Annotated in this window: 24 protein-coding genes, 2 tRNA genes and 1 pseudogene; 14 read left to right on the top strand and 13 right to left on the bottom strand. The window is 51.7% G+C overall.

Annotation, left to right across the window (positions count from 1 at the left end; genetic code table 11):
- Both FD737_RS12500 and gapA read right to left on the bottom strand, forming a co-directional pair.
- A complete protein-coding gene (locus tag FD737_RS12500) occupies positions 1–876 on the bottom strand; it encodes a D-hexose-6-phosphate mutarotase (RefSeq protein ID WP_160833624.1) in 876 nt (291 codons plus the stop codon).
- A 73-nt stretch (positions 877–949) separates the two neighbouring features.
- Complete coding sequence (gene gapA, locus FD737_RS12495; RefSeq protein WP_034828788.1) at positions 950–1,948, bottom strand: glyceraldehyde-3-phosphate dehydrogenase; 999 nt, start codon at positions 1,946–1,948, stop codon at positions 950–952.
- Positions 1,949–2,286: 338 nt separating this feature from the next.
- Here gapA and msrB point away from each other — a divergent pair, with 338 nt between their 5' ends.
- Complete coding sequence (gene msrB / locus FD737_RS12490; protein WP_034828790.1) at positions 2,287–2,697, top strand: peptide-methionine (R)-S-oxide reductase MsrB; 411 nt, start codon at positions 2,287–2,289, stop codon at positions 2,695–2,697.
- A 2-nt stretch (positions 2,698–2,699) separates the two neighbouring features.
- On the top strand, positions 2,700–2,981 hold the full coding sequence (locus FD737_RS12485; protein ID WP_160833623.1) for a YeaC family protein: 282 nt from the start codon (positions 2,700–2,702) through the stop codon (positions 2,979–2,981).
- Positions 2,982–3,016: 35 nt separating this feature from the next.
- On the opposite strand, the gene pncA is transcribed toward FD737_RS12485, so the two are convergent.
- From pncA to sppA, 3 genes are all read right to left on the bottom strand, one after another.
- Positions 3,017–3,625, bottom strand: a complete 609-nt coding sequence (gene pncA, locus FD737_RS12480) for a bifunctional nicotinamidase/pyrazinamidase (RefSeq protein ID WP_034828795.1) — start codon at positions 3,623–3,625, stop codon at positions 3,017–3,019.
- A 16-nt stretch (positions 3,626–3,641) separates the two neighbouring features.
- On the bottom strand, positions 3,642–4,655 hold the full coding sequence (gene ansA, locus FD737_RS12475) for an asparaginase (protein WP_034828797.1): 1,014 nt from the start codon (positions 4,653–4,655) through the stop codon (positions 3,642–3,644).
- An 85-nt stretch (positions 4,656–4,740) separates the two neighbouring features.
- Entirely contained in the window at positions 4,741–6,600 is a 1,860-nt protein-coding gene (gene sppA, locus FD737_RS12470) for a signal peptide peptidase SppA (RefSeq protein ID WP_160833622.1), read from the bottom strand.
- Positions 6,601–6,769: 169 nt separating this feature from the next.
- Here sppA and FD737_RS12465 point away from each other — a divergent pair, with 169 nt between their 5' ends.
- The gene (locus FD737_RS12465) at positions 6,770–7,321 is read left to right on the top strand and encodes an NAD(P)H nitroreductase (RefSeq protein WP_034828801.1); all 552 of its coding nucleotides are present in this window, start codon (positions 6,770–6,772) and stop codon (positions 7,319–7,321) included.
- Positions 7,322–7,330: 9 nt separating this feature from the next.
- On the opposite strand, the pseudogene FD737_RS24155 reads toward FD737_RS12465, so the two are convergent.
- Positions 7,331–7,384: pseudogene (locus FD737_RS24155) on the bottom strand (hypothetical protein); the annotation flags it as partial.
- A gap of 90 nt (positions 7,385–7,474) precedes the next feature.
- Between FD737_RS24155 and selD the strand changes: the two are divergent.
- Genes selD through FD737_RS12450 form a run of 3 tightly spaced genes read left to right on the top strand, consistent with a single transcriptional unit; the run spans position 7,475 to position 10,759 of the window.
- Entirely contained in the window at positions 7,475–8,518 is a 1,044-nt protein-coding gene (gene selD / locus FD737_RS12460; RefSeq protein ID WP_097116979.1) for a selenide, water dikinase SelD, read from the top strand.
- A 22-nt stretch (positions 8,519–8,540) separates the two neighbouring features.
- The gene (locus tag FD737_RS12455) at positions 8,541–10,463 is read left to right on the top strand and encodes a DNA topoisomerase III (RefSeq protein WP_160833621.1); all 1,923 of its coding nucleotides are present in this window, start codon (positions 8,541–8,543) and stop codon (positions 10,461–10,463) included.
- A 41-nt stretch (positions 10,464–10,504) separates the two neighbouring features.
- Entirely contained in the window at positions 10,505–10,759 is a 255-nt protein-coding gene (locus FD737_RS12450; protein ID WP_236699723.1) for a YnjH family protein, read from the top strand.
- A gap of 33 nt (positions 10,760–10,792) precedes the next feature.
- Here FD737_RS12450 and xthA read toward each other — a convergent pair whose 3' ends face one another.
- From xthA to FD737_RS12425, 5 genes are all read right to left on the bottom strand, one after another.
- Positions 10,793–11,605, bottom strand: coding sequence for an exodeoxyribonuclease III (gene xthA, locus FD737_RS12445; protein WP_034828809.1), 813 nt, complete (start codon positions 11,603–11,605; stop codon positions 10,793–10,795).
- A 110-nt stretch (positions 11,606–11,715) separates the two neighbouring features.
- Positions 11,716–11,800 (bottom strand) — tRNA-Tyr (locus FD737_RS12440).
- Between the two features lie 45 nt (positions 11,801–11,845).
- A tRNA-Tyr gene (locus FD737_RS12435) sits at positions 11,846–11,930 on the bottom strand.
- A gap of 143 nt (positions 11,931–12,073) precedes the next feature.
- Positions 12,074–12,922 (bottom strand): formyltetrahydrofolate deformylase, encoded by an 849-nt coding sequence (gene purU, locus FD737_RS12430; RefSeq protein WP_034828882.1) that lies wholly within the window; start codon positions 12,920–12,922, stop codon positions 12,074–12,076.
- Positions 12,923–12,979: 57 nt separating this feature from the next.
- On the bottom strand, positions 12,980–13,435 hold the full coding sequence (locus FD737_RS12425) for a YchJ family protein (protein ID WP_160833620.1): 456 nt from the start codon (positions 13,433–13,435) through the stop codon (positions 12,980–12,982).
- Positions 13,436–13,531: 96 nt separating this feature from the next.
- Here FD737_RS12425 and rssA point away from each other — a divergent pair, with 96 nt between their 5' ends.
- The 5 genes from rssA to FD737_RS12400 all read left to right on the top strand — a co-directional run bounded on the left by rssA (position 13,532) and on the right by FD737_RS12400 (position 19,044).
- The gene (gene rssA / locus FD737_RS12420) at positions 13,532–14,437 is read left to right on the top strand and encodes a patatin-like phospholipase RssA (RefSeq protein ID WP_097116983.1); all 906 of its coding nucleotides are present in this window, start codon (positions 13,532–13,534) and stop codon (positions 14,435–14,437) included.
- Between the two features lie 102 nt (positions 14,438–14,539).
- Positions 14,540–15,556, top strand: coding sequence for a two-component system response regulator RssB (rssB, locus tag FD737_RS12415; RefSeq protein ID WP_034828815.1), 1,017 nt, complete (start codon positions 14,540–14,542; stop codon positions 15,554–15,556).
- Between the two features lie 193 nt (positions 15,557–15,749).
- A complete protein-coding gene (galU, locus tag FD737_RS12410) occupies positions 15,750–16,658 on the top strand; it encodes a UTP--glucose-1-phosphate uridylyltransferase GalU (protein ID WP_034828817.1) in 909 nt (302 codons plus the stop codon).
- A 23-nt stretch (positions 16,659–16,681) separates the two neighbouring features.
- Positions 16,682–18,022, top strand: a complete 1,341-nt coding sequence (locus FD737_RS12405) for a UDP-glucose/GDP-mannose dehydrogenase family protein (RefSeq protein WP_034828819.1) — start codon at positions 16,682–16,684, stop codon at positions 18,020–18,022.
- A 14-nt stretch (positions 18,023–18,036) separates the two neighbouring features.
- Positions 18,037–19,044 carry an NAD-dependent epimerase gene (locus tag FD737_RS12400; RefSeq protein WP_160833619.1) on the top strand — a complete coding sequence of 336 codons (1,008 nt, stop codon included), beginning with the start codon at positions 18,037–18,039 and terminating at the stop codon, positions 19,042–19,044.
- 96 nt (positions 19,045–19,140) lie between these two features.
- Here FD737_RS12400 and hns read toward each other — a convergent pair whose 3' ends face one another.
- Positions 19,141–19,548: a histone-like nucleoid-structuring protein H-NS gene (gene hns, locus FD737_RS12395; RefSeq protein ID WP_034828823.1), complete on the bottom strand. Its 408-nt coding sequence runs from the start codon at positions 19,546–19,548 to the stop codon at positions 19,141–19,143.
- 417 nt (positions 19,549–19,965) lie between these two features.
- Between hns and tdk the strand changes: the two genes are divergently transcribed.
- On the top strand, positions 19,966–20,586 hold the full coding sequence (gene tdk / locus FD737_RS12390) for a thymidine kinase (RefSeq protein WP_160833618.1): 621 nt from the start codon (positions 19,966–19,968) through the stop codon (positions 20,584–20,586).
- 51 nt (positions 20,587–20,637) lie between these two features.
- Here tdk and adhE read toward each other — a convergent pair whose 3' ends face one another.
- Entirely contained in the window at positions 20,638–23,316 is a 2,679-nt protein-coding gene (gene adhE / locus FD737_RS12385; RefSeq protein WP_160833617.1) for a bifunctional acetaldehyde-CoA/alcohol dehydrogenase, read from the bottom strand.
- Between the two features lie 444 nt (positions 23,317–23,760).
- Here adhE and FD737_RS12380 point away from each other — a divergent pair, with 444 nt between their 5' ends.
- Complete coding sequence (locus FD737_RS12380) at positions 23,761–24,408, top strand: YchE family NAAT transporter (protein ID WP_034828826.1); 648 nt, start codon at positions 23,761–23,763, stop codon at positions 24,406–24,408.
- A 575-nt stretch (positions 24,409–24,983) separates the two neighbouring features.
- The gene (locus FD737_RS12375) at positions 24,984–26,618 is read left to right on the top strand and encodes an ABC transporter substrate-binding protein (protein ID WP_160833616.1); all 1,635 of its coding nucleotides are present in this window, start codon (positions 24,984–24,986) and stop codon (positions 26,616–26,618) included.
- Positions 26,619–26,710: the final 92 nt, after the last annotated feature.

Here is a 26,710-nt window from a genome sequence, read left to right as displayed (position 1 = left end):
CTACTTATTGCGCACGCGCAGGGTGGTACCGAGGCGAGCAGGGGATTCACCGGCACTTTTCATCGGCTTGTTGATGCGAGCCGTTTCCACGCAGACCATAGTTTTGTAACCCTCATTAGGCATATCCGCCATGCTGCAGGACAATTCTGGGCCTGGATTCCATGTGACAACGTCACTTTGATAATGGTGATACACTTCAATCTGACGTTTTCCTGCGATGTCGTGAATCACACTGCAATCTTCGGCGACGGTGTGAATCCGATCGACGCGGTCAGGGTAGGTTTGCTTGCCATCAGCCAAACTGCCTACCGTGTTAGCGTTCACCTTGTCGATAAAGCTATTTCCTAAGCCACTCACTTCCACCTGAGCAATATCGGCGATCTGGAAGTAGGTGTGCAAGGCTGCGGTGGCTTGGTAATCGCCCCAGGCTTCCAGCTCAATTTCACAATGTTCGGCGATACGAAAACGGGCCAGCAGAGTGAAATCATGCGGCCACAGCTTCTTCGTTTGCGCGTTGCTTTCCAGTGTGAACGTCAGCATTACGGCATCTTCGTTCTCATCGTGTGCAGTCAATGTCCAGGGTTGATTACGGGCGAAACCATGCGCCGGTTCACCTGCTGGACCAAACCAAGGCCAGCAAATCGGCACGCCTCCACGGATTGCTTTGCCTGCGGCAAACGGCGTCTTATCGCTCAACCAGATCACCGGTTGCTGGCCGCTGGGCTGCCATGAGAGCATATGCGCGCCTTGCAGCGCGATCGCCGCACGAACTTTAGGATGGCTCACAACCACGATCGGCAAATCGCCCATCTGGCGCTGAGACAGGTAAGGGGTGATCTGATTCACCACTGGTAAACTATAAAGCGTATCTTGCATCGTCAGACCTTCTCTTCTTCCAAATGAAAAAAAGGGGCGACCGAAGTCACCCCTTGTCTGTTTCGCCAGTCGCTTACTTAGAAGCAACCAGTGCAATCAGATCCAGAACTTTGTGTGAGTAGCCAGTTTCGTTGTCGTACCATGAAACCAGTTTCACGAAGTTGTCGTTCAGTGCGATACCGGCTTTAGCATCGAATACTGAAGTCAGGGTTTCGCCATTGAAGTCAGTTGATACAACGTCGTCTTCGATGTAGCCCAGAACGCCTTTCATCTTGCCTTCAGATTCAGCTTTGATCACGGCACAGATTTCTTTGTAAGTGGCTGGTTTTTCCAGACGTACAGTCAGGTCAACAACAGACACGTTCGGGGTAGGAACGCGGAACGCCATACCGGTCAGTTTACCGTTCAGCTCTGGCAGAACCACGCCCACTGCTTTAGCAGCACCGGTAGAAGATGGGATGATGTTCTGAGCTGCGCCGCGGCCGCCGCGCCAGTCTTTGTGAGACGGGCCATCAACGGTTTTCTGCGTAGCGGTGGTGGCGTGAACAGTGGTCATCAGACCTTCAACGATACCGAAGTGGTCGTTGATCACTTTAGCCAGTGGTGCCAGGCAGTTAGTGGTGCAAGAGGCGTTAGAAACGATATCCTGGCCAGCATATTTTTCAAAGTTAGCGCCACGAACGAACATTGGGGTCGCATCTTTAGAAGGACCGGTCAGAACCACTTTCTTCGCACCAGCCTGAATGTGTTTGCGGGCGGTTTCGTCGGTCAGGAAGATACCGGTTGCTTCTGCAACAACGTCAACACCCACTTCGTCCCATTTCAGGTTAGCCGGGTCTTTCTCAGCGGTAACACGGATTTTCTTACCGTTAACAATCAGCGCGCCGTCTTTCACTTCTACGGTGCCGTCGAAACGACCGTGCGTAGAGTCATACTTCAGCATGTAAGCCATGTAATCGGCGTCGAGCAGGTCGTTGATCGCGACGATTTCGATGTCAGAACGCTGCTGTGCAGCACGGAAAACGATGCGACCGATACGGCCAAAACCGTTGATACCTACTTTGATAGTCATATATTCCACCAGCTATTTGTTAGTGAATAAAAGGTTGGCTGTAAAATTACAAAAACCTTACCAGGCGTCAAGCGGAATCGTGTCAATTGTTGCGACAGGTCAATTCCAACGCCAGGAATAATTGGTTGCGCAATCGCTTACGCAGCACCCTTATTGCGCGCCTATGTTACGCCGAATACCGACCGAAAAGGGATGACTTTTGCAAAGGGTGATCGACGTCACAATTTTGCGCTGTGGCAGTCGTGGCGAACGGGTTCGCACGAAAAAAGACCATGATGATGTTGTTCGTTTGTTAGAATACTAGTCGATTTTTACAGAATGACACTCCGGAACTCAAAATGGCTAAAGACACCGCACCCGAGGCAAAAATCGCGCAGCTTTCTGAGATGCAACGCTATGTAACACAGCATCGCGGCACGGAACCTCCTTTCAGTGGCGCACTACTGCACAACAAGCAGGAGGGCATCTACCACTGTTTAGTGTGCAATTCACCGCTGTTCCTCTCCGACTCTAAATATGATTCAGGCTGCGGCTGGCCGAGCTTTTACCAGCCTTACAGCGACGAAGCGATTCGTTATCTGGAAGATGATTCCCACGGCATGCACCGCGTGGAAATTCGCTGTGGCAATTGCGATGCGCATCTCGGCCACGTGTTCCCCGATGGCCCGCAGCCTACCGGTGAGCGCTACTGCGTTAACTCTGCCTCATTGAGCTTTACCGATGAGCAGGGCAAGCAACAAGAGGGCTGAGCATGAAGCAAGAACTGGAAGCCATGCTGGCGGCGATGACGCCGGAAGTCTACGAGCGGCTCGCCACCGCAGTGGAAATCGGTAAATGGCCGGACGGTGTCGCGCTGACTCAAGAGCAGCGCGATAATTGCCTGCAGCTGGTGATGCTGTGGCAGGCGCGTCACAACGACGACCCGCAGCATATGACCATTGGCAAAGGAGGGGAGATGGTGATGAAGTCGAAAAAGCAGCTCAAGGAAGAGTTTGGTATCGAGCCGGACATTACGCGCATTAACCTGCACTAGAATGCAAAAGGGCTGGTTTTCACCAGCCCTCATTTTCAGATTATTACCGCACCCTGAGCTTGCATCTGTTCGATGGCAATATCGCTATCATCAGGATTCAGGTTGACGCCGCGGCAACCCTCTTTCACCACTTCAACGTTGTAGCCCAGCTCCAGCGCATCCAGCACGCTGTATTTGACGCAATAGTCGGTAGCGAGCCCCAGCATCACCAGGTCGCTGATGTCGCGTTCACGCAGCCAACTGTCTAGCTCCGTTTTGCGGCGATGGCCGTTATCGAAGAAAGCACTGTAGCTGTCCACATCCGCGTCGCCCCCCTTATGGAACACCGCATCAATCAGTGTGCGGTCCAGTTCTGGGTGGAAATCCGCCCCCACTGAGTTCTCGACTCCATGATCGGGCCACCAAATCTGCGCCAGACCGTTCAATTCACCCAGGGTATACACAGGTTCGCCTGAGACGGAGGCGAAGCTGCCATGATCTGCCGGATGCCAGTCTTGCAATGCCACTACACATTCTCCCCGATCGCGGAACTCGCGTGCGTAGCGATTGGCAACGGCAACCGTTTGGTCGCCTTCGCGCACCGCCATTGGGCCGCCGGGGCAAAAATCGTTCTGAATATCGATGATTATCAATGCCCGCTTCATTACATCTCGCTCCGTATCAGTCGTCGGTCAGTTCGCCGCGTAAATTCTGTTGCATTCTGGCACGAATTTCCGGGTTGGTGAGGTTTTGGCTCAACAAAAAGTGCAGTTTTGTTAATGTAGCCTCAACGGTAAGGTCAAAACCGCTGATCACCCCCGCATGTTCCAGCGCATTACCGGTGGCATAGCCCCCCATATTCACTTTTCCGGACATGCATTGCGTCAGATTCACCACCACAATCCCACGTTCGCTCGCCTGCTGCAGTTCAGCCAGGAATTCTGCATTTTGCGGCGCGTTGCCGACACCATAAGAGCGCAGAATCAGTGCTTTCACCGGCTGGCGCAGGAAGTTACGCACCACATCGGCAGAGATCCCTGGGTAAATGGTAACCACGCCAATCGGTTGTGGGGTAATCGGATGCACAATCAACTCGCCGCGGCCCTGTGGTGCCGGCGGCGTATTGAGTTTACGAATGTGAATACCGGCTTCCAGCAAAGGAGGGAGATTCGGTGAAGCGAAGGCGTTGAAGCCGTCGGCATGTGCTTTGGTGGTGCGATTGCCACGGAACAGCGTGTTGTTAAAGAACAACGCCACTTCATTGATCGGATAATTAGCGGCCACGTACAACGAATTGAGTAAATTCTGCTGACCATCTGAGCGCAATTCTGCCAGTGGAATCTGCGAGCCGGTTACGATTACCGGCTTCGCCAGGTTTTCCAGCATGAATGACAGCGCCGAGGCAGTGAATGCCATGGTGTCGGTGCCGTGCAGAATGACAAAACCATCATAGCTGTCGTAATTCTGTTTAATGTCATCAGCAATCGATTGCCAATCCAATGGCGTCATGTCTGACGAATCCATCAGAGGCTGATATTCGTGGATGGTGAAATTCGGCATCTCAGGCCGATGGAACTCTGGCATGTTGGCCAGTTGCTGCTGCAAGTGGCCGGAAACCGGAATGTAGCCGTGCGCGGAGCGCTGCATACCGATGGTACCGCCCGTGTAGGCTACATAGATATTTTTCTTTTGCATGGAAGAACTCAGACTTGCCGTAAAACGCGCAGTATAAGGGGATTAACAGCGAAAAGCAGCCCGACCAGCGGCCGGGCTGTAAAGATTAGCGTACGTTGCCGCAGTTCAGGCAGAAGGCGTAGCGATTTTGCGGATCATTAAGATTGTTCATCAGGCCAGGCTGATCTTTCACTGCACTCATTACGTCCAGCATCGGCGCGGGCAGCCACACCTTCAGTGCTGCTGGCAGCATCGCTTGTGCAGAGGCATTCATCTGATTTAGCAGCAGGTCAATCATGCCGGGGTCGTCCTGATACCAGCTAAGCTGTGGCTTGGCGACTTTTGCCAACTCAGCCGCTTTCGCCACGGCATCGTCAAAATCACCCAACGCATCCACCAGGCCATTGGCTTTAGCATCACTGCCGGTCCAGACATGGCCCTGAGCGATATCATTGATCTGTTCTGGCGTTTTATGACGCGACTTCGCGACCAGTCCGACAAAGTTACGATAGCCGTTTTCGATGGTCAGTTGCATCAATTGCTGCACTTCCGTCGGCAGGGCTTTGGTGGTGGCAACGTCAGCCAGCGGAGAAGTGGCCACGCCATCCGTGTGCACACCAATACTGTTCAGGCTATTTTCAACCGTGTTAATCACGCCGAAAATACCGATTGAACCGGTCAAGGTGCTGGGTGCGGCCACAATGTAGTCTGCTGGCGTCGAGATCCAGTAGCCGCCCGAAGCCGCCATGCCGCCCATTGAGACCACCACTGGCTTGCCGGCATCATGGGCTGCGGCTAACTCTTCACGAATCGCTTCCGATGCCGACACGCTGCCACCTGGGCTGTTGACGCGCAGTACAATCGCTTTGATTTTCGGATCGAGACGCGCATCGCGAATCTGCGAAGCGGTGGTATCGCCACCCACGTTTCCGGCGGTTTCCTCACCGTCCATAATCGCACCGCTGGCGAAGATCACCGCAATATTGCCATCCTGAGGCTGCTGAGGCTGCTTTACGGTGTAATCGTAAATGCTGACGTTGCGATAATCGTTATTGGCTTTATCCCAGCCAAAGGTTTTCACCAGTTCCTGATCAGCAGCCGCACGGCTGTCCAGCACATCAACCAATTTACTGTTCAGCGCATATTTTGCGGTATCGCCGTCAACAGCCTGCAATCCGCTGATGACGCCGGCTGCTCCCGGGAACAGTTGATTCGGGGTAATCTGGCGATTTGCGGAAACGGTGTTCAGGTAGTTCTGCCACAGCTGGCCGATCCAGCGACTATCCGCATCACGTGCTTCCGGAGACATATCGTCACGCAGGAAAGGCTCGACGGCAGATTTGTAGGTGCCCACACGGAACACATGAGAATTGACTTTGAGCTTCTCTAACAGGGATTTGTAATACAACCCATTGGTAGCAAAGCCATGCAGATCAACGGTGCCCTGCGGTGACAGATAAATTTTGGTGGCATAGCTGGCGATGTAGTATTGCGCCTGGCTATAGCTATCACCAATGGCGTATATCGGTTTGCCCGCATCACGGAACTCACGCAGCGATTTGCCCAGATATTGTAATGAGGGTTGATCGCCGCCAGCAAAATCACGCAAATCAAGCACGATCCCGGTGATGTTTTTGTCAGTTTTCGCCTGACGAACCGCATCCACCACGTCGAACAATGAATTCTCTTGCAGGCGATCGCTGCTCGCGCCCAGCAACTCACGGCTGATGCGACTCAGGCGATTACTGACGGAAGGTTTATCCACTAATACACCGCTTAAATCCACCTTGAGTGCACCCTGTTGCACCGGTTCGCTGCTGTTGGCGCTGGAAAGCTGTAACCAGATACCGACACCGGCGAGGATTAAGACGATGAGGAATAAATTAAGAATGAATTCCCGAATAAAATTCAACACCCGCCAGCTCCAGCGGAACAGGCCAGCAATAATTCGCCACAATGTGCGCATAAACTCTCCATATTCACGTAACAGGGCAGTCGCCACGCGGTCTGCCCCGATGTCGGGTTCATCCTAAAGAGCAGCGTGCGAAATGTCAGCAGGAAATCGCGCCAGACTGTTACAAAAGATCTTGCTGTGCCAGGATTAGCCCACGCTTTTTATTCACGGGAGAATAATGATGGATGCACTGGATTTATTAATTAACCGCCGCTCGGCTTCGCGTCTGGCAGAACCGGCACCAGCGGGCGAAGTCTTGCAGAACATTTTGCACGCAGGCTTACGTGCACCGGATCATGGTACGTTGCAGCCGTGGCGCTTTATCATTGTAGAGAATGAAGGGCGTGAGCGTTTTGGTAAATTGCTTGAACAAGCGGCGCGTGACAGCAACCTCGATGAAAAGGCGATTGAAAAATCCGCCACCGCACCGTTTCGAGCGCCGATGATTATCACTGTTGTGGCGCACTGTGAAGAGCATGCCAAAGTCCCGCATTGGGAACAGTTGGTTTCAGCAGGTTGTGCCGTGATGGCGATGCAAATGGCCGCGGTGGCGCAGGGCTTTAACGGTATCTGGCGCAGCGGTCCATGGACCGACCATCCTTCAGTGCGCGAAGCCTTTGGTTGCCGCGAGCAGGATGCGATTGTCGGATTCCTGTATCTCGGTACACCTCAACTCAAAGCGAATACCACGGTGGTTGCACCGGACACCGCGCAATTTGTCAGTTATTTCTGACAGACATCGGCGGGTTTCTTCGGCAGGGTGAGGCGTGTTGCAAAGATTGCACACCGCGTGTGCGAAAGATCGAGCTTAAACCGCGCAACACTTACCACCGGTTGACAGCCAGGCTAACATACAGCCTTCTGTTCAGCGCATAAGGAACCCGCCATGAGTGAACCTCTTCGTCTGACGCAATACAGCCATGGAGCTGGCTGCGGCTGCAAAATTTCGCCGCAGGTACTGGAAACCATTCTTCATAGTGAGCTGACCCCTTTTCATGACCCCCAGTTGCTGGTGGGCAACGAAACACGTGACGATGCTGCCGTATACGATCTTGGCAACGGCACAGCGGTAGTCAGCACCACCGACTTCTTCATGCCGATTGTTGATGATCCCCATACCTTTGGCCGTATCGCCGCCACCAACGCTATCAGTGATATTTATGCCATGGGCGGCAAACCGATTATGGCGATTGCCATCCTGGGTTGGCCGGTCAACGTGCTGAGCCCGGAAGTGGCTCAGCAGGTCATTGAAGGCGGTCGTGCGGCCTGTCAGGCTGCTGGTATTGCGCTGGCGGGTGGGCATTCGATCGATGCGCCGGAGCCGATTTTTGGCCTGGCCGTCACGGGAATTGTTGATGTGGCGCGGGTGAAAAAGAACAGCGCCGCGCAGGTAGGAAGCCAGCTGTTTCTCACCAAGCCGCTGGGAATTGGCATCCTGACCACCGCCGAGAAAAAAGGCCTTCTGCTGCCAGAACACCAGTCATTAGCGGCGGAGGTGATGTGTCAGTTGAATAAAGCCGGTGCCGAGTTCGCCAAACTGGATGGCGTCAGCGCCATGACCGATGTCACCGGTTTTGGCTTGCTGGGACATCTGAGTGAGATTTGCCAGGGATCAGGTTTGCGTGCGGAAATCCACGCCAAACAGGTTCCGCGCTTACCCGGTGTCGATGAGTATATCGCCAAAGGTGCCGTGCCCGGCGGCACTCAGCGCAATTTTGCCAGCTATGGCGCCCTGATTTCCGCGATGGACGATGCAACTCGCGCGTTACTGTGCGATCCGCAAACCTCGGGTGGTTTACTGGTGGCGGTGCAACCCAGCGAGGTCGAAGCCTTCCAGCGCTGCGCAATATTGGCCGGCGTGCAGGCGACGGCGGTGGGTGAACTCTTCGCTGCCGATCCTTCCTGTCCATTAATTACCGTCGTGAATTGACGTAGAAGGAACGACGCCAGACATGCGTTTGTTTATTGCTGAAAAACCCAGCCTGGCGCGTGCCATTGCTGATGTACTGCCGAAGCCGCATCGCCGCGGTGACGGTTTTATTGCCTGTGGCAACGATCAGATGGTCACCTGGTGTGTCGGACATTTGCTGGAACAGGCGCAGCCGGACAGCTATGACAGCCGCTATGCGCGCTGGAATCTTGCCGACCTGCCGATCATTCCGGAAAAGTGGCGTTTACAGCCACGTCCGTCGGTGGCTAAGCAACTCAAAGTGATTGAGGGTTTGCTGCAACAGGCGAGTGAAGTGGTGCACGCCGGTGACCCGGATCGAGAAGGTCAGCTGTTGGTGGATGAAGTGCTGGACTACCTGCAACTCGCGCCGGAAAAGCGGCAGAAAGTGCAGCGCTGTCTCATTAACGATCTCAACCCCTCCGCCGTGGAGCGAGCAGTCAGCCGTTTACGTGAGAATCGCGAGTTTATCCCGCTATGCGTCTCCGCATTGGCCCGCGCCCGCGCAGATTGGCTCTACGGCATCAATATGACCCGTGCCTGGACGCTATTAGGCCGCAATGCCGGTTATGATGGCGTGCTGTCGGTCGGACGCGTACAAACGCCGGTGCTCGGCCTGGTGGTGCGTCGCGATGAAGAGATCGAAAACTTCATTCCTAGAGATTACTTCGAAGTGAAAGCGCACATTGTGACGCCGAAGGATGAGCGTTTTGTTGCCAGCTGGATACCCAGCGACGCCTGCGAACCCTGGCAGGATGAGGAAGGTCGCCTGTTACACCGTTCGCTGGCCGATCATGTCTTAGAGCGCATCAACGGTAAGCCGGCGATAGTGACAGGCTATAACGACAAACGGGAATCTGATACCGCACCATTGCCGTTTTCGCTCTCCAGCCTGCAGATCGAGGCGGCAAAGCGTTTCGGCCTGAGTGCGCAAAACGTACTGGACTGCTGCCAGCGTCTGTATGAAACCCATAAGTTGATTACCTATCCGCGTTCAGACAGCCGGTATTTGCCGGATGAACATTTTGCCGGACGGCATGCGGTGCTGAATGCGATACAGGCGCACCAACCCAATCTGACACCGCCTACGGATTTTAACCCTGATCAGAAGAACCGCTGCTGGGATGATAAAAAGGTGGATGCGCACCACGCGATCATCCCTACCGCCCGCGCCAGTAAAGTGAACCTCACGGAGAATGAAGCCAATATTTACGGCCTGGTGGCACGTCAGTATCTGATGCAATTTTGCCCAGACGCGGTGTTTCGCAAATGTGTTATCGATCTCGAGATTGGCGGGGGTAAGTTTGTTGCCAAAGCGCGTTTTCTGGCAGAAGCGGGCTGGCGTGCCTTACTCGGCAGTAAAGAACGCGATGAAGAGAACGATGGCACGCCTTTACCGGTGGTGGCAAAGGGCGATGAGCTGCTGTGTGAGCGCGGTGAGGTGCATGCCAAGCAGACGCAGCCGCCGCGCCCGTTTACCGATGCCACCCTGTTATCCGCCATGACCGGCATCGCGCGCTTTGTTCAGGATAAAGAACTAAAGAAAGTGCTGCGTGCGACCGATGGTTTAGGGACGGAAGCGACGCGAGCCGGCATTATTGAATTATTGTTCCGCCGGACATTCCTCGTGAAGAAAGGCCGCTATATTCATTCTACGGACGCGGGCAGGGCGCTGATCCATGCGTTACCAGAAATGGCGGCCCGACCAGATATGACGGCTCAATGGGAATCGACATTAACACGCATCAGTGAAAAGGCCTGCCGCTACGATGAGTTTATGCAGCCGCTGGTTGCCACGCTGATCGGGTTAATTGGCGAAGCGCGTCAGCGACCCTCGTTGCAATCATTTAGAGGCATTGCCGCACCGGCCGCTAAACGTAAAGCAAAACCGAAATCGACCCGGCGTAAAACCAAGGAGACAGAGTGATGCGTTATATCCTATTAGCGCTTAGCGGGCTGCTGTTGTGCATGAATTCGGCGCTGGCGAACCGCCAGCCGGAAAACAGTCGCACGGGCAATACGGATGTGGTGGTGGATATGCCACCGGAAGTCTGGACACAGGGACAGAATAATCAGCAGAGCAACTGTCTGCAGTGCTGCACTTATGAGAATCGCAGTTACTCTGAAGGGGCAGTAGTGAAAGCGGAAGGCGTGCTGCTGCAGTGTGGGCGTGATGAGAAAGTGATGGGCACTAACCCGCTTATCTGGAAAATCATCAAGTAAAGGTGCGTGGCGTTCTCACGCCACGCAGTTTACTTATTTTTCCAGATTGAACGTCGACCAGACAGGTGCATGATCCGATGGTTTTTCCATACTGCGGATCTCGTAATCAATGCCACTTTCAATGCAACGCGCTGCCAGCGGTTGACTGGCCAGCAACAGGTCGATACGCAGACCACGGTTATCATCAAAACCTTTTGAACGGTAGTCGAACCAGGAGAAACGGTCAGCCGTTTCCGGGTATTTCGCGCGCCAGGTATCGACCAGCCCCCAATGCAACAGGCGATCCATCCACTCACGCTCTTCTGGCAGGAATGAGCATTTACCGGTGCGCAGCCAGCGCTTGCGGTTATCTTCGCCAATGCCGATATCAAGATCGGTACTGCTGATATTCATGTCACCCATGATCAGCACCGGCTTATCAACCGCCAACTGCTGTTCCAGATAATCCTGTAAATCACGGTAGAACTTCTCTTTCGCCGGGAATTTAGTTGGATGGTCACGGCTTTCACCCTGCGGGAAGTAACCGTTAATCACGGTGATGTCGCCAATCGGGCTGGGGATTTCCGCCATGATTAGGCGGCGTTGTGAATCTTCATCATCACCGGGAAAACCACGACGTACCGAAACAGGCTGCGCTTTGGTCAGCAGCGCGACGCCGTAGTGGCCTTTTTGACCATGATAAAACACGTTGTAACCCAACTTGCTGACGTCTTCGAGCGGGAACATGTCATCGTGAACTTTGGTTTCCTGCAGGCCAATGACGTCTGGCTGATGCTGTTCGACGAGGGCTTCAAGTTGATGAGGGCGTGCGCGCAAGCCATTGATGTTGAAAGAGATGAATTTCATTTCGCTGCCATTCTTATCCGCAAAAGTATGCCGGGATGGTAACGAGTTTTCGTTAGAATGTCATGGATTGAATCGGGAAGAAATAACGATGTAATCAATAGGAAAAGCGATGGTGGCGGGAGAAGGATTCGAACCTTCGAAGTCGATGACGGCAGATTTACAGTCTGCTCCCTTTGGCCGCTCGGGAATCCCGCCAGGGATATAAAGCTCTTGAAGATTCAGGCGAGGAGATTATTCAGATGGTGGCGGGAGAAGGATTCGAACCTTCGAAGTCGATGACGGCAGATTTACAGTCTGCTCCCTTTGGCCGCTCGGGAATCCCGCCACTGGCCTGAATAATGTGCCTGAAAGCGGGGCGCATGATACCAAATGCGTTCTGACTGTAAAGCGCTGAAAACAAAAATATGAATCGTTTGCCCACTTTTCATCCGTGGCGCTGAAGAGTTGCACAATTCAGCGCCAGGACGCTTACAGAATGATGGTGCGGTTACCGTAAACGAACACGCGCTGACCCAGCACTTTATACAGCGCGCGGCTCAGGACATTCTTCTCGACATCACGACCGGCACGCATCATCTCTTCTGCGGTGTAGCTGTGATCGACGTTGATCACGTCCTGCATGATGATCGGACCTTCATCGAGGTTATCATTCACGTAGTGCGCGGTAGCACCGATAATTTTCACACCACGCTCGTAAGCCTGATGGTAAGGACGCGCGCCGATGAAGGCAGGCAGGAACGAGTGGTGAATATTGATGATCTGATTCGGGTAACGCTGCACAAAAGCAGGCGTCAGCACGCGCATATATTTGGCCAGCACCACGTAATCCGGCTGGTAGCGATCAATTTCATCGCCCATGCGGTTGTCATGCTCTTCACGCGTCAGGCCTTCATGGCTGACCAGAACAAACGGAATATCGAAACGTTCAACCAGCGAGCGCAGCGTTTCATGGTTACCAATGACGGCGGCAATCTCCATATCGAGACCACCAAACGCGCATTTCATCAGCAGATCGCCCAGGCAATGCGCCTCTTTGGTCACCAGAATCACCACACGACGACGGCCAGCGCTCTGCAGTTCCCGCACCGAACCTACCGGTAACGCGCTGTCGAGATCCGCCAGCAGGGTATTGTCGTTGAAAATCCCTTCCAGCTCTGTGCGCATGAAAAAGCGCCCGGTACGGTGATCGACAAACTCATTGTTTTGCACAATGTTGAGTTCATGCTTGTAGCAAATGTTGGTGATCTTGGCGATCAGACCTTTCGCATCAGGGCAAATGGTCCGTAAAACTTTTCGTTGCGTGTTTTGCGCTTGCATCTCGATCAGAGTCCTGTCAAAGCGATGAATGGTAAAGCCGTTGTGCATCTGTCCAGATTAACCACAACATTTTTTGTATTTTGAATCGGAGCCACAAGGACAGCGATCGTTGCGCCCCAGCTCGGGCACCGTTCCGTCGATATAGTACCAGCGTTGATCCTCACAGAGAAAGCGTGAACATTCATAGATGGCCGAAGTGCGCTCTTTTTCGCGGTAACGCGCAAAAAAGGTCACAAAAGCTTCATTCTCGTGGCTTCCATGATTACAACGGGTTACATTCAAGCCCAGCCACTCAGTGCCGGAAAAACTTTCAGATAATAACGTCTCAAGGTCGGCCACACGCTTACTGGAGTGCCAGGTCGCAGCCAGATAACCCGCGTTCTTTTCAACATAAGCGGTGTAGCGTGAACGCATTAATTGTTCAGCGCTGGCAGGGAATGCCTGACCGCTCAGAAAGGGCTGGCAACATAAGCTATACTGCTTTCCGCTGCAGCAGGGGCACTTTTCAGACACGTCATCTCCTGTGAGTGATTAAAGTTAATTAAAGTGTGCGCTATGGTAGCCGACTGCTGAGCGGGATGCTACGTACCAGACTAATCACGAGGTGCGATGAGAAAGGTGAGGATCGGGCTGGCCCTGGGTTCAGGTGCCGCCAAAGGTTGGGCGCACATTGGTGTGATTAATGCGCTGGAGCGTGCCGGCATTGAAATAGATGTGGTTGCAGGCTGCTCTGTCGGCGCGCTGGTGGGATCGGCGTACGTCAATAATCGGCTGGGAGTGATGGAAAAGTGGGTCAGCGCATTCCGCTACTGGGATGTAATCCGTCTGATGGATCTGTCGTGGCAGCGTGGTGGTTTGCTGCGCGGTGACCGCGTGTTCAGCCACATCCGTCAGTTGATCCCCAATGAATTGATTGAGGGGTGCAATAAACCCTTTGGCGTGGTGGCCTCGAATTTAAGTACCGGCCGTGAGTTGTGGTTAACCGAAGGCGATTTGCATCAGGCAGTACGTGCGTCCTGTAGTATGCCAGGCTTATTACCACCTGTTGGCTACAATGGTTACTGGCTGGTGGATGGTGCCGTGGTCAATCCGGTGCCGATATCTCTGACACGAGCCCTTGGCGCCGACATTGTCATCGCGGTGGATTTACAGCATGACGCGCATTTAATGCAGCAGGATTTATTATCGGTGACACCTCAGAGCGGCGAAGAAGAGGCTGCGGCTGAGGCATTAAGCTGGGGCAAAAAATTGCGCCAGCGCATACTGGGTCTGACGCACCGCCGGGCCAATCAAACGCCGGGCGCCATGGAGATCATGTCCACATCCATCCAGATTCTGGAAAACCGCCTTAAACGTAATCGTATGGCGGGCGATCCACCGGATGTGCTGATTCAACCGTTTTGTCCGCAGATATCCACACTGGATTTTCATCGTGCAGAAGAAGCCATTGCGGCAGGTAAAGCCGCCGTCGAGAAAAAAATGGATGAACTATTACCGCTGGTCCGAGGCAGATAATCAGGTTGTTCATTCTCAGGCAGTGCGACTTCAGTCAATTCTGAAAGGCGCAACTGCGTTTTATGAACCACTATTGAAATATCTGGTACGCAGGGGGAGAGAATGGAAAAACCACTAATCGGCAAAAAGATACTCATTGTCGAAGATGAGGTCGTTTTCCGTTCGATGTTAGACACTATGTTGGTGGGGCTGGGAGCCAGCACGCTGGAAGCGGGAGATGGCCTCGATGGCTTAACCTTGCTGTCGGCTCAAGCCGTGGATCTGGTGATTTGCGATCTGGAGATGCCGCGCATGGGGGGGCTTCAGTTCGTCGAACGTATCCGCAGCCGCGGTAATAGCGTGCCAATCTTGATCATCTCCGCCACGCAGAACATGGCTGATATTGCGCATGTCCTGCGCCTTGGGGTTCAGGATGTTCTGCTTAAGCCGCTCAGAAACCTCGAACGTTTTCGTGAAGCTGTTTATGAGTGCCTTTATCCTTCGATGTTCACTTCCAAAGTTGAGGAAGATGAACAGCTGTTTCAGGATTGGGATGCACTGGTTCGCGATCCTTTAGCTGCGTCTAAGTTACTGAAGCAGTTGCAACCTCCGGTTCAGCAAACCATCGCCAATTGCCGCATTAACTATCGCCAACTGACCATGGCCGAACAGCCAGGGCTGGTGCTGGATATTGCCGCGTTGTCCGACAAGGATCTGGCCTTTTACTGTCTTGATGTGACCCGAGCAGGCGATAATGGCGTGTTGGCCGCCTTACTGTTGCGCGCGCTGTTTAATGGTCTGTTACAGGAACAACTTTCCGGACAGAAGCAGCGCTTGCCGGAGTTAAACGGCCTGCTGCGCCAGGTCAATATGCTGTTACGCCAGGCCAATCTCAGTGGCCAGTTCCCCTTGCTGGTGGGGTACTACCACCGTCAGTTGAAGAACCTGATTCTGGTCTCCGCTGGCCTCAACGCCACATTGCACATTAACACCCATCAGATTCAACTCAGTAATGGCGTGCCGCTTGGTACTATGGGCAGTACGCACCTCAATCAGATTAGTCAACGCGCTGATGCCTGGCAGTGCCATGTGTGGGGCGCGGGTGGCAGGCTACGGCTGATGTTATCGGCTGAAGAATAAGCGATTGGATTTATATTTTTTGCGGGCTGGAGACAGGGCCAGGGGTAAGCTTTACACTTGGGTAATAGTCTTAAATTCCGCGGATTAGCTCCATCCAGGATAAATCCGTCTGATAGTAACTGATATACTCATTTCGTTTTTAAACCGACATATCAAGTATTAACTTGAACGGCCTATTAAGAGAGGTATTTAGATGTCTGCCTATAAGTCTAAAGTAAAAAAAGCGGTAATCCCGGTTGCAGGTCTGGGTACGCGTATGCTGCCTGCTACTAAAGCTATTCCAAAAGAGATGTTACCGCTGGTCGATAAGCCGCTGATCCAATATGTCGTGAATGAGTGTATTGCTGCGGGCATTAACGAAATCGTGTTGGTTACGCACTCTTCTAAAAACGCCATCGAAAACCATTTTGATACCAGTTTTGAGCTGGAATCCATGCTGGAAAAACGCGTTAAGCGTCAGTTGTTGGATGAAATCCAGTCTATCTGTCCTCCACACGTGACCATCATGCAGGTGCGTCAGGGTATTGCGAAAGGCCTTGGCCACGCAGTGATGTGTGCACATCCGCTGGTCGGTGATGAGCCGGTTGCCGTGATTCTGCCAGATGTGATCATCGATGAGTACGAATCTGACCCAACCAAAGACAACCTGGCAGAAATGCTGGCGCGTTACGAAGAAAGCGGCCGCAGCCAGATCATGGTAGAGCCGGTTGCTGATGTGACCGCTTACGGTGTCGTTGACTGCAAAGGTGCTGACCTGGCGCCAGGCCAGAGCGCGCCAATGGTGGGTGTGGTTGAAAAGCCTAAAGCTTCTGAAGCGCCTTCTAACCTCGCAGTTGTGGGTCGTTACGTGCTGTCTGCTGATATCTGGCCACTGCTGGCGAAAACCCCTCCAGGTGCTGGCGGCGAAGTTCAGCTGACTGACTCCATCGCCATGCTGATGGAAAAAGAGACCGTTGAAGCCTATCACCTGACCGGTGTAAGCCATGACTGCGGTAACAAACTGGGTTATATGCAGGCTTTCGTTGAGTATGGCGTTCGTCATCCAGTACTGGGTAAAGACTTTACTCAATGGCTGGAAGGCGCTGTAGGCAACAAAAAGTAATTCATTAAACACAGGATAATTCAATGAAAGTCACTGTATTTGGTATCGGCTATGTCGGTCTGGTTCAGGCTGCGGTGTTAGCCGAAGTCGGACATGACGTTCTCTGTATTGATGTCGATGAAAAGAAAGTCGAAAACCTGAAAAAAGGCCATATTCCGATTTTCGAACCGGGTTTGACGCCGCTGGTGATGTCTAACTATGAAGCGGGTCGCCTGAAGTTCAGCACCAATGCAGAAGAGGGTGTTAACCACGGTGTCATGCAATTTATTGCTGTGGGTACGCCGCCGGATGAAGACGGTTCTGCCGATCTGAAATATGTGACTGCGGTTGCGCGGACAATTGCAGCGCACATGAACGATCATAAAGTGGTGATCGATAAATCTACCGTCCCTGTCGGAACGGCTGATCGTGTGCGTGCAGTAATGGCCGAGACGCTGCAAAAACGTGATGTGAACATCCCGTTTGATGTGGTTTCTAACCCTGAATTCCTCAAGGAAGGGGCTGCAGTAAACGACTGCATGCGTCCTGAGCGCATCGTGGTGGGCACTGATAACGACGACGTGGTTGAGTTGTTGCGTGAGCTTTATGAGCCATTCAACCGCAATCACGATCGCATGATTCTGATGGATATCCGCAGTGCAGAGCTGACCAAGTACGCAGCGAACTGCATGCTGGCGACCAAAATCAGCTTCATGAACGAAATCTCTAACCTGGCAGAACGTCTGGGAGCCGACGTTGAGAAAGTCCGTCAGGGGATTGGTTCAGATTCTCGCATTGGTTATCACTTCATCTACCCTGGCTGTGGCTACGGTGGTTCGTGCTTCCCGAAAGACGTGCAGGCGCTGATTCGTACTGCTGAGTCGATTGGTTACACACCGCGTCTGTTGCAGGCGGTAGAAGATGTGAATGATTCACAGAAGAACAAATTGCCGAGCTTCATCAAGCGTCATTTTGGCGACGATCTGCGTGGCAAAACCTTTGCTCTCTGGGGCCTTGCGTTCAAACCTAACACCGACGATATGCGTGAAGCCTCCAGCCGTGTGCTGATGGAAACGCTATGGGAAGCGGGTGCGACCATTCAGGCATTTGACCCGGAAGCAATGGAAGAAGCGCAGCGTATTTATGGCCACCGCGACGACCTGAAGCTGACCGGTACCAAAGAAGCGGCGTTGCAAGGTGCTGATGGCCTGGTGATTTGTACTGAATGGCAGAACTTCCGTGCGCCAGATTTCGACGTTATCAAAACCGCGTTAAAACAACCCGTGATTTTTGATGGTCGTAATCTGTATGATCCGGAGCGTATCAGCAAACGCGGCTTTACGTATTACGCTATCGGCCGCGGAGCATCAATTCAAATTGTGTAATAAATGAGGGATGTATGAAGTTTTTGGTTACCGGTGCGGCAGGTTTTATTGGATTTCACGTGAGTCAGCGTTTGCTGGCCGCCGGTCACCAGGTCGTCGGTATCGATAACCTGAATGACTATTACGATGTCAGCCTGAAACAAGCGCGCTTAGACCAGATCCTCCAGCATCCCGAGTTTATTTTCCTGAAAATGGACCTGGCAGATCGCCAGGCCATTTCTTCTTTATTCGCAGAGCATGCATTTGATCGCGTGATCCATCTGGGTGCGCAAGCGGGCGTTCGTTATTCAATTGATAACCCACACGCTTACGCCGATGCCAATCTCATTGGCCACCTCAATATTCTCGAAGGGTGCCGCCATCATAAAGTTGGCCACCTGCTGTATGCGTCATCCAGCTCAGTATATGGGCTTAACCGCAAAATGCCTTTCTCAACGGATGACTCTGTTGATCATCCTATTTCTCTGTATGCGGCCACCAAAAAAGCCAACGAATTGATGTCGCATACTTATTCCCATTTGTACCAGTTGCCCACCACCGGTCTGCGCTTCTTTACTGTTTACGGTCCGTGGGGACGTCCGGATATGGCGTTATTCAAATTCACCCGCGCAATGCTGGCCGGTGAGCAAATTGACGTCTATAACCGTGGGCAAATGACCCGAGATTTTACTTACATTGATGATATTGCAGAAGCTATCGTGCGTATGCAGGATGTGATTCCGCAGGCTGATGAAAACTGGACCGTGGAAGCGGGATCGCCGGCCACCAGTTCTGCGCCATACCGGGTTTACAATATCGGCAACAGCCAGCCGACCAGCCTGATGACCTATATCGAGTCACTGGAAAAAGCGTTGGGCATTGAAGCGAAGAAAAATATGCTGCCGATGCAGCCGGGAGATGTGCTCAATACCAGTGCGGATACTCAGCCATTATATGATGCGATTCAGTTCCGTCCGCAAACCAGGGTTGAGCAGGGCGTGCAGAACTTTGTTGATTGGTATCGTCGCTTTTATCAGCAATAAAGACGCATTAAAAAAGGAAGCCAGCGGCTTCCTTTTTCTTACCCGGTGTAAAGTGAACTCACGTTAGCGCTATTCACAATTCGAAGCACTGGAAAATTACAGCAGGAAATCGTCCAGTTGTTTACCTTGTTCTTCAATCGCTTTTTTAATCACGGCTGGTGTACGACCCTGACCAGTCCAGGTACGGTTTTCACCATTTTCATCAACGTAAGAATACTTGGCAGGACGTGCAGCACGCTTGGTTTTTCCCGGTGCTTTGGTCTCAGAAAGTGCCTGTAACAATTCGTTTGGATCGATACCATCTGCAATCAGCATCTCACGGTATTGTTCAAGTTTGCGGTTACGTTCAGCATTTTCAGCCTGCGCGTGAGTTTCTTCTTCACGACGCTCATTGACGACAACCTCAAGTTTTTCCAGCATCTCTTCCAGTGTTTCCAGAGTGCATTCCCGAGCTTGCGCGCGCAATGTACGGATATTATTAAGAATTTTAAGTGCTTCGCTCATTGTCCTAATCTCAAAATATAATAAATGGGAGTTGTTCTGCCGACTCATAATAGTGGGGCTAAAAAATAACTGCAATAGTCAGATTAAAAAGTAAAACGTTAAGTAAAAACCAGAAATCACATTGTATTACGGTTTACAAATATATTTACCGTTAGCGCTTAGATCTGAAGCCTTGATTATCCGCGTTTGCCACCGTGACGTTGTGCTAATCCTTACACTTTGGCAGTAATAATGCTGAATAAATTCTCAGCATAGATTGTCCTTGGCCAAAAAGTGCTGTTTTAACATCGATGATGAATCACGTACCTGCCATTGTCGTTAATTTGAGCAAATGATAAAAATAATGCATCGCTACAGGTTTACCTGTTTATGGTAGACTGCGCGCCATCAGATTTGTGCTGCGATGAGATTCTGCATATGGCCCAACTTTATTTTTATTACTCCGCGATGAACGCGGGTAAATCCACTGCCTTGCTGCAGTCCTCCTATAACTATCAGGAGCGCGGCATGCGCACCCTCGTGTATACCGCCGAGATTGATGACCGTTTTGGTGCGGGCAAGGTGAGCTCACGGATTGGTCTTTCGTCTCCTGCGTTTTTATATAACGCCGAGACTCAATTAAGCCAGGAAATAGCAGATGAACATGCGAAGCAACCGGTACATTGTGTGCTGGTGGATGAGAGCCAGTTCCTGACGCGGGAGCAAGTGAGAGCGTTATCCGATGTGGTCGACAATATGGATATTCCCGTATTGTGTTATGGATTACGCACGGACTTCCGTGGCGAACTCTTTACCGGCAGTCAATATTTGCTGGCGTGGGCAGATAAACTGGTTGAGCTTAAAACCATCTGTCATTGCGGCCGTAAAGCCAGCATGGTATTGCGCCTTGACGCCAACGGTAAACCGTTCAGCGAAGGAGAGCAGGTGGTGATTGGCGGCAACGAACGATATATTTCTGTCTGTCGTAAACACTATAAACAGGCCATTGATGAAGGATCGTTAAAAGCCATTTATGGTTCGCAATCCCCACACGCTTGATTATTTAGCGATAAAAAAACCCGCCGCAGCGGGTTTTTTGTTTTTAGCCGATTAAGCTTTTTTGGTTTTTTTCTCGATTTTCACCGCTTTATCATCCGCAACTTCTGCTACCGCGCCTTCAGCCTCAGAGAATTCGCGGCCATAGAAGGTATCCAGCATGATTTGTTTCAGTTCAGCAATCAGCGGATAGCGTGGGTTGGCACCGGTACACTGGTCATCAAACGCGTCGTCAGCCAGTTTATCGACTTTCGCCAGGAAATCGGCTTCCTGTACGCCTGCTTCACGGATAGAGGTTGGAATACCCAGTTGAGTTTTCATCTCTTCCAGCCATGCCAGCAGTTTCTCAATTTTCTGGGCAGTGCGGTCACCCTGAGCACTCAGTCCAAGGTGGTCGGCAATTTCAGCGTAGCGACGGCGTGCCTGTGGGCGATCGTACTGGCTGAAAGCGGTCTGCTTAGTTGGGTTGTCATTCGCGTTGTAACGGATGACGTTGCAAATCAGCAGGGCGTTGGCCAAGCCGTGCGGAATATGGAACTCAGAGCCCAGTTTGTGTGCCATAGAGTGACACACACCCAGGAAGGCGTTGGCGAAGGCGATACCGGCGATAGTTGCCGCATTATGCACACGTTCACGTGCCACTGGATTCTTCGCACCCTCACGATAGCTGGCAGGCAGGTTCTCTTTCAGCAGTTTCAGTGCCTGCAGCGCCTGTCCATCCGAGTACTCATTAGCCAGCACAGAGACATAGGCTTCCAGTGAGTGAGTGACGGCATCCAGACCACCAAACGCACAGAGTGAGCGCGGCATATCCATCACCAGGTTGGCATCCACAATCGCCATATCAGGCGTCAGTGCATAATCCGCTAACGGATATTTCTGGCCTGTGGCATCGTCAGTCACTACTGCAAACGGTGTGACTTCAGAACCGGTACCGGAAGTGGTAGTGATTGCCACCATGCGCGCTTTCACGCCCATTTTCGGGAATTTGTAGATACGTTTACGGATATCCATGAAACGCAGCGCCAGTTCTTCGAAGTGGGTTTCAGGATGTTCGTACATCACCCACATGATTTTCGCGGCATCCATCGGGGAACCGCCACCCAGGGCGATAATCACATCAGGTTTGAAGCTGTTCATCTGCTCAGCACCTTTACGTACGATGCTCAGTGTTGGGTCCGCTTCCACCTCAAAGAACACTTCAGTTTCGATGCCGTGCGCTTTTAACACGCGAGTGACTTGATCGGCATAGCCATTGTTAAACAGGAAGCGGTCAGTGACGATAAAGGCGCGCTTAGCACCATCGGTCGCAACTTCTTCCAGGGCAATCGGCAGTGAACCACGACGGAAGTAGATAGACTTCGGAAGTTTATGCCACAACATATTTTCAGCTCGCTTGGCCACGGTTTTCTTGTTGATCAGGTGTTTAGGTCCGACGTTCTCAGAAATTGAGTTACCGCCCCAGGAACCACAGCCCAGCGTCAACGATGGCGCAAGTTTGAAGTTATACAGGTCGCCAATACCGCCTTGCGAAGCTGGTGTGTTAATCAGAATACGGGCGGTCTTCATTTTGTCGCCAAAGAAGTGCACGCGCTCGTGTTGGTTGTCCTGGTCAGTGTACAGGCAAGAGGTATGGCCGATACCGCCCATAGCCACCAGTTTTTCTGCTTTATCTACCGCGTCGTAATAATCTTTTGCGCGATACATCGCCAGGGTTGGCGACAGTTTTTCGTGGGCAAACGGTTCAGACTCATCCACCAGCTTCACTTCACCGATGAGAATTTTGGTGGTCGCAGGGACGCTGATGCCGGCCAGTTCAGCAATTTTTGCCGCAGGCTGACCCACGATAGCGGCATTCAGCGCACCATTTTTCAGGATGATGTCCTGAATGGCTTTCAACTCTTTGCCCTGTAACAGATAGCCACCATGGCTGGCGAAACGCTCACGAACCGCATCGTAGACCGAGTCCACCACGATGACTGACTGTTCTGATGCACAAATGACGCCGTTGTCGAAGGTTTTGGACATCAGGATAGAAGCGACAGCACGTTTGATATCGGCGGTTTCATCGATAACCACTGGCGTGTTACCCGCACCGACACCAATCGCTGGTTTACCAGAACTGTATGCGGCTTTCACCATGCCCGGGCCACCGGTGGCCAGAATCAGGTTGATATCAGGGTGGTGCATCAGCTGGTTGGACAGCTCTACTGAAGGGACATCAATCCAGCCAATGATGTCTTTTGGCGCACCAGCCGCAATGGCGGCCTGCAACACGATGTCTGCCGCTTTGTTAGTGGCATCTTTGGCACGTGGATGTGGTGAGAAAATGATGCCGTTACGGGTTTTTAAGCTGATCAGCGCTTTAAAGATGGCGGTAGAGGTTGGGTTAGTGGTTGGGACGATACCGCAAATCAGGCCAATTGGCTCAGCGATGGTGATAGTACCGAAGGTGTCATCTGTATCCAGCACACCACAGGTTTTCTCATCTTTATAGGCGTTGTAGATATATTCAGAAGCGAAGTGGTTTTTGATCACTTTATCTTCAACGATACCCATGCCCGATTCGGCGACGGCCATTTTGGCGAGAGGGATGCGGGCATCAGCAGCGGCGAGTGCAGCAGCGCGGAAAATGGTATCAACTTGTTCCTGACTAAAGTTGGCGTATTCACGCTGTGCCTTTTTAACACGCTCTACCAGTGCATTAAGTTCGGCAACATTTGTAACGGCCATAGTGCTCTCCTGAAGGAAGTTAAACTCTTTTAGTAAGCAAGCCTGAGTCGGAAAGTATAGTCGCGCTATGCTTATACGTTGGTCAGAGTGGCAAGTTGATTGCCGTTGCTTACTAAAAGGGTTTCCAGGATAAGATGCTGACGCCTGTATCAATAGTTTCGATGGGTTAAGATTACCCCTGATGAGGTTGGCAAATTTTGATGTGGATCAATCTGGCGCCAAGCTGACACCTTTCAGCATCGACTTTAGCAACTAAAGTAACTCATTAAGCGGTTTTAGTTGATGGAGATGACGTGAGGTGGGTGACGAGCCATTGTTCGCAGAGGAATAAACTGGAAGTAAGGGGAAATAGCAGCATATATTTCCGCTTAACCTACTGGTTTTCCCTCCGGCTTATGCACTACATTAAGCGCGATTTGAAACACTACCTTCGTGGAGCTCACCGTGAACCCCGTGCTACTTGATTTTTCCGGCTACATTAAGTTTTTTGTCGGTTTATTTGCCCTGGTCAATCCCGTGGGGATCATTCCCGTGTTCATTAGCATGACCAGCTATCAGGCTGTCGCTGAGCGGAATAAAACCAACTTTACGGCAAATCTGGCTGTGGCGATCATTCTCTGGACCTCGCTGTTCCTCGGGGACGCTATTCTCCATCTCTTCGGCATCTCCATTGACTCATTCCGTATCGCTGGCGGCATTCTGGTGGTCACTATTGCGATGTCGATGATCAGTGGCAAGCTGGGCGAGGATAAGCAAAACAAACAGGAAAAATCAGAGACCGCGATTCGTGAAAGTATTGGTGTGGTGCCGTTGGCTTTACCTTTAATGGCCGGGCCGGGTGCCATCAGTTCGACTATCGTCTGGAGCACGCGTTACCACAGCTGGATAAACCTGCTCGGTTTCACTGTCGCCATTGCGATTTTTGCTTTCTGTTGCTGGTTATTGTTCCGGGCTGCCCCTTTGATGGTGCGCATCTTAGGGCAAACAGGCATTAACGTGATTACGCGTATCATGGGTCTGCTATTAATGGCGCTGGGTATTGAGTTTGTTGTCACCGGCATGAAAGCGATATTCCCAGGGTTGCTGAATTAATCAGGCTGTATTTTCAGTCAAAAAATAACTTTTGTGATCCATATTGGTGCGAAGAGTGAGTTATATGCACCAATATGGTGAAATTATTCGCCTGGCTTAATATGATCAGGCTATCATCACTTTTGCTACTACATTCCCTCTCTTCGCCAATTCATCAACATATATATGTGACAATTATCACAGTATATTTCACTGCCTAATTGGTTTTATCCAGTAACTATTCGGATATTTTATCGTTTCAAATAACGTTTCATATTGTTTGTCTAAGGATTGCCAGTGTTAACTGCAAAATAGAGAGTTGAAAGTTATTTTTGGCGAAAATTACGACGAATATCTTATTTATTACTTATAAAACATAGATTTGAATAATATTTTAGGATGAAAATTAACACTTCTCCTGTCGCGGTCTACATGATAAAAGAGAATTAGCTAACATTTTTGCTGTTTAGCTTTGGCGTGCGGGCATCGGTTCTGATAATTTTCGGCTCATCACAAATTTTTTCCCTGTTCGCGACAAATGTGTACGCTTCTTGCTTACTCGCTATCAGGTTTTTATATAAGGTTGATATTTGTTGATGAAGAGCATGGTAGCGAAAAAAGTTGCGCGCACGTCTCTGGTACTTTGTCTGGTAGGTTTTATCTCTCATAGTCAGGCGGCTGACATCCCGGCAGGGACGCAATTATCTGCAACACAGCGCATTGTCATCAATAACGGTAGTGAAGTGTCCTCGCTCGATCCGCAAAAAACGGAAGGGGTTCCCGAATCTAATGTCATCCGCAATTTGTTAGAGGGGCTGGTCGAGACCGATAACAATGGTCAGATTGTGCCTGGCGTTGCAAAGCAGTGGAGCAACCAGCAGGGGCGTATCTGGACCTTCACCCTGCGTGAAGATGCGCGCTGGAGCAACGGTGAACCCGTCACCGCGCAAGATTTCGTTTACAGCTGGCAGCGTCTGGCCGATCCGAAAACAGCTTCACCCTATGCCAGTTATCTGCAAGCTGCCCATATCGCCAACATCGACGCCATATTGGCGGGCAAAGCCTCGCCGGATTCACTGGGCGTGAAAGCGATTGATGCGCATCACCTCGAAGTGACACTCACTGAGCCTGTTCCCTATTTTGTCGACATGCTGGCCCATACCGCGATGAAGCCGGTGTATCGCGCGGCGATTGAAAAATTCGGCGAGCAGTGGACCCAACCGCAGAACTATGTGGGAAATGGTGCCTACACGCTGGCTGACTGGGTAGTGAATGAAAAGATCGTTCTGAAGCGTAACCCGCAATATTGGGATAACGCGCGAAGCGTGATTGATGAGGGCGTTTTTCTGCCGATTAGCTCCGAGAACAGTGATATCAATCGCTATCGCAGCGGTGGCACAGATATGACCAACAGCGTGGTGCCACCGGATTTATTCAAGAAGTTGCAGCAGGATTTAGGTAATCAGGTCAAAGTCAGCCCTTTACTCTGCACCTTCTACTATGAAATGAACAACAAAAAGGCGCCGTTCGATGATGCAAGAGTCCGTACAGCCCTGAAGCTGACGCTTGATCGTGACATCATCGCCGACAAGATCATGGGGCAGGGGCAGATCCCCGCCTATGCGCTGACGCCGCCATTTACGCACGGCATCTCGCCTGAAGCCCCTGCCTGGTCGAAGCAAACCCAGGCCGAACGTAACGCCATTGCCAAACAACTGCTGGCCGATGCCGGTTTTAATGCTCAGCACCCGCTGCGTTTCACGTTGTTGTATAACACCTCTGAGCAGAATAAACGGCAGGCTATCGCCGCCGCCTCGATGTGGCAAAAGAACCTCGGTGCCGAGGTGACACTACAAAATCAAGAGTGGAAAACGCTGCTGGAGACGCGTCATCAGGCGCAATACGATGTGGTGCGCGCTACCTGGTGCTCGGACTATAACGAGCCCTCAACCTTCCTCAATATGCTGCTGAGTGGTTCCTCGATTAACACCGCGTTCTATCACAGCGATGCCTTCGATAAATTGATGGCGCAAACTCTGACGGCTGCCGATAACACACACCGTGCCGCATTGTATCAGCAGGCGGAAGCGCAGCTGGATACGGACTCACCCATCGTGCCGGTTTACTATCGGGTCAGCGTGCGTCTGGTGAAACCCTGGGTAGGCGGTTTTACCGGTAAAGATCCGCAGGATATGCTGGCATTGAAATACTATTACATAAAGAAACATTGAGTAATGTGTGGAACCGGCGCTACAGTCGGACGGCACATTAACGTGGTAAACCCTGAAGGGTGGTAGTGGTCTCTGTTCAGACAGGCAGAGAT

The organism is Pantoea sp. Seng (assembly GCF_009829935.1).
GTDB classification, from domain to species: Bacteria; Pseudomonadota; Gammaproteobacteria; order Enterobacterales; family Enterobacteriaceae; genus Pantoea; species Pantoea communis.
The sequence above is the reverse complement of the archived record's forward strand: the minus strand, read 5'-3'. Positions and strand labels throughout refer to the sequence as shown.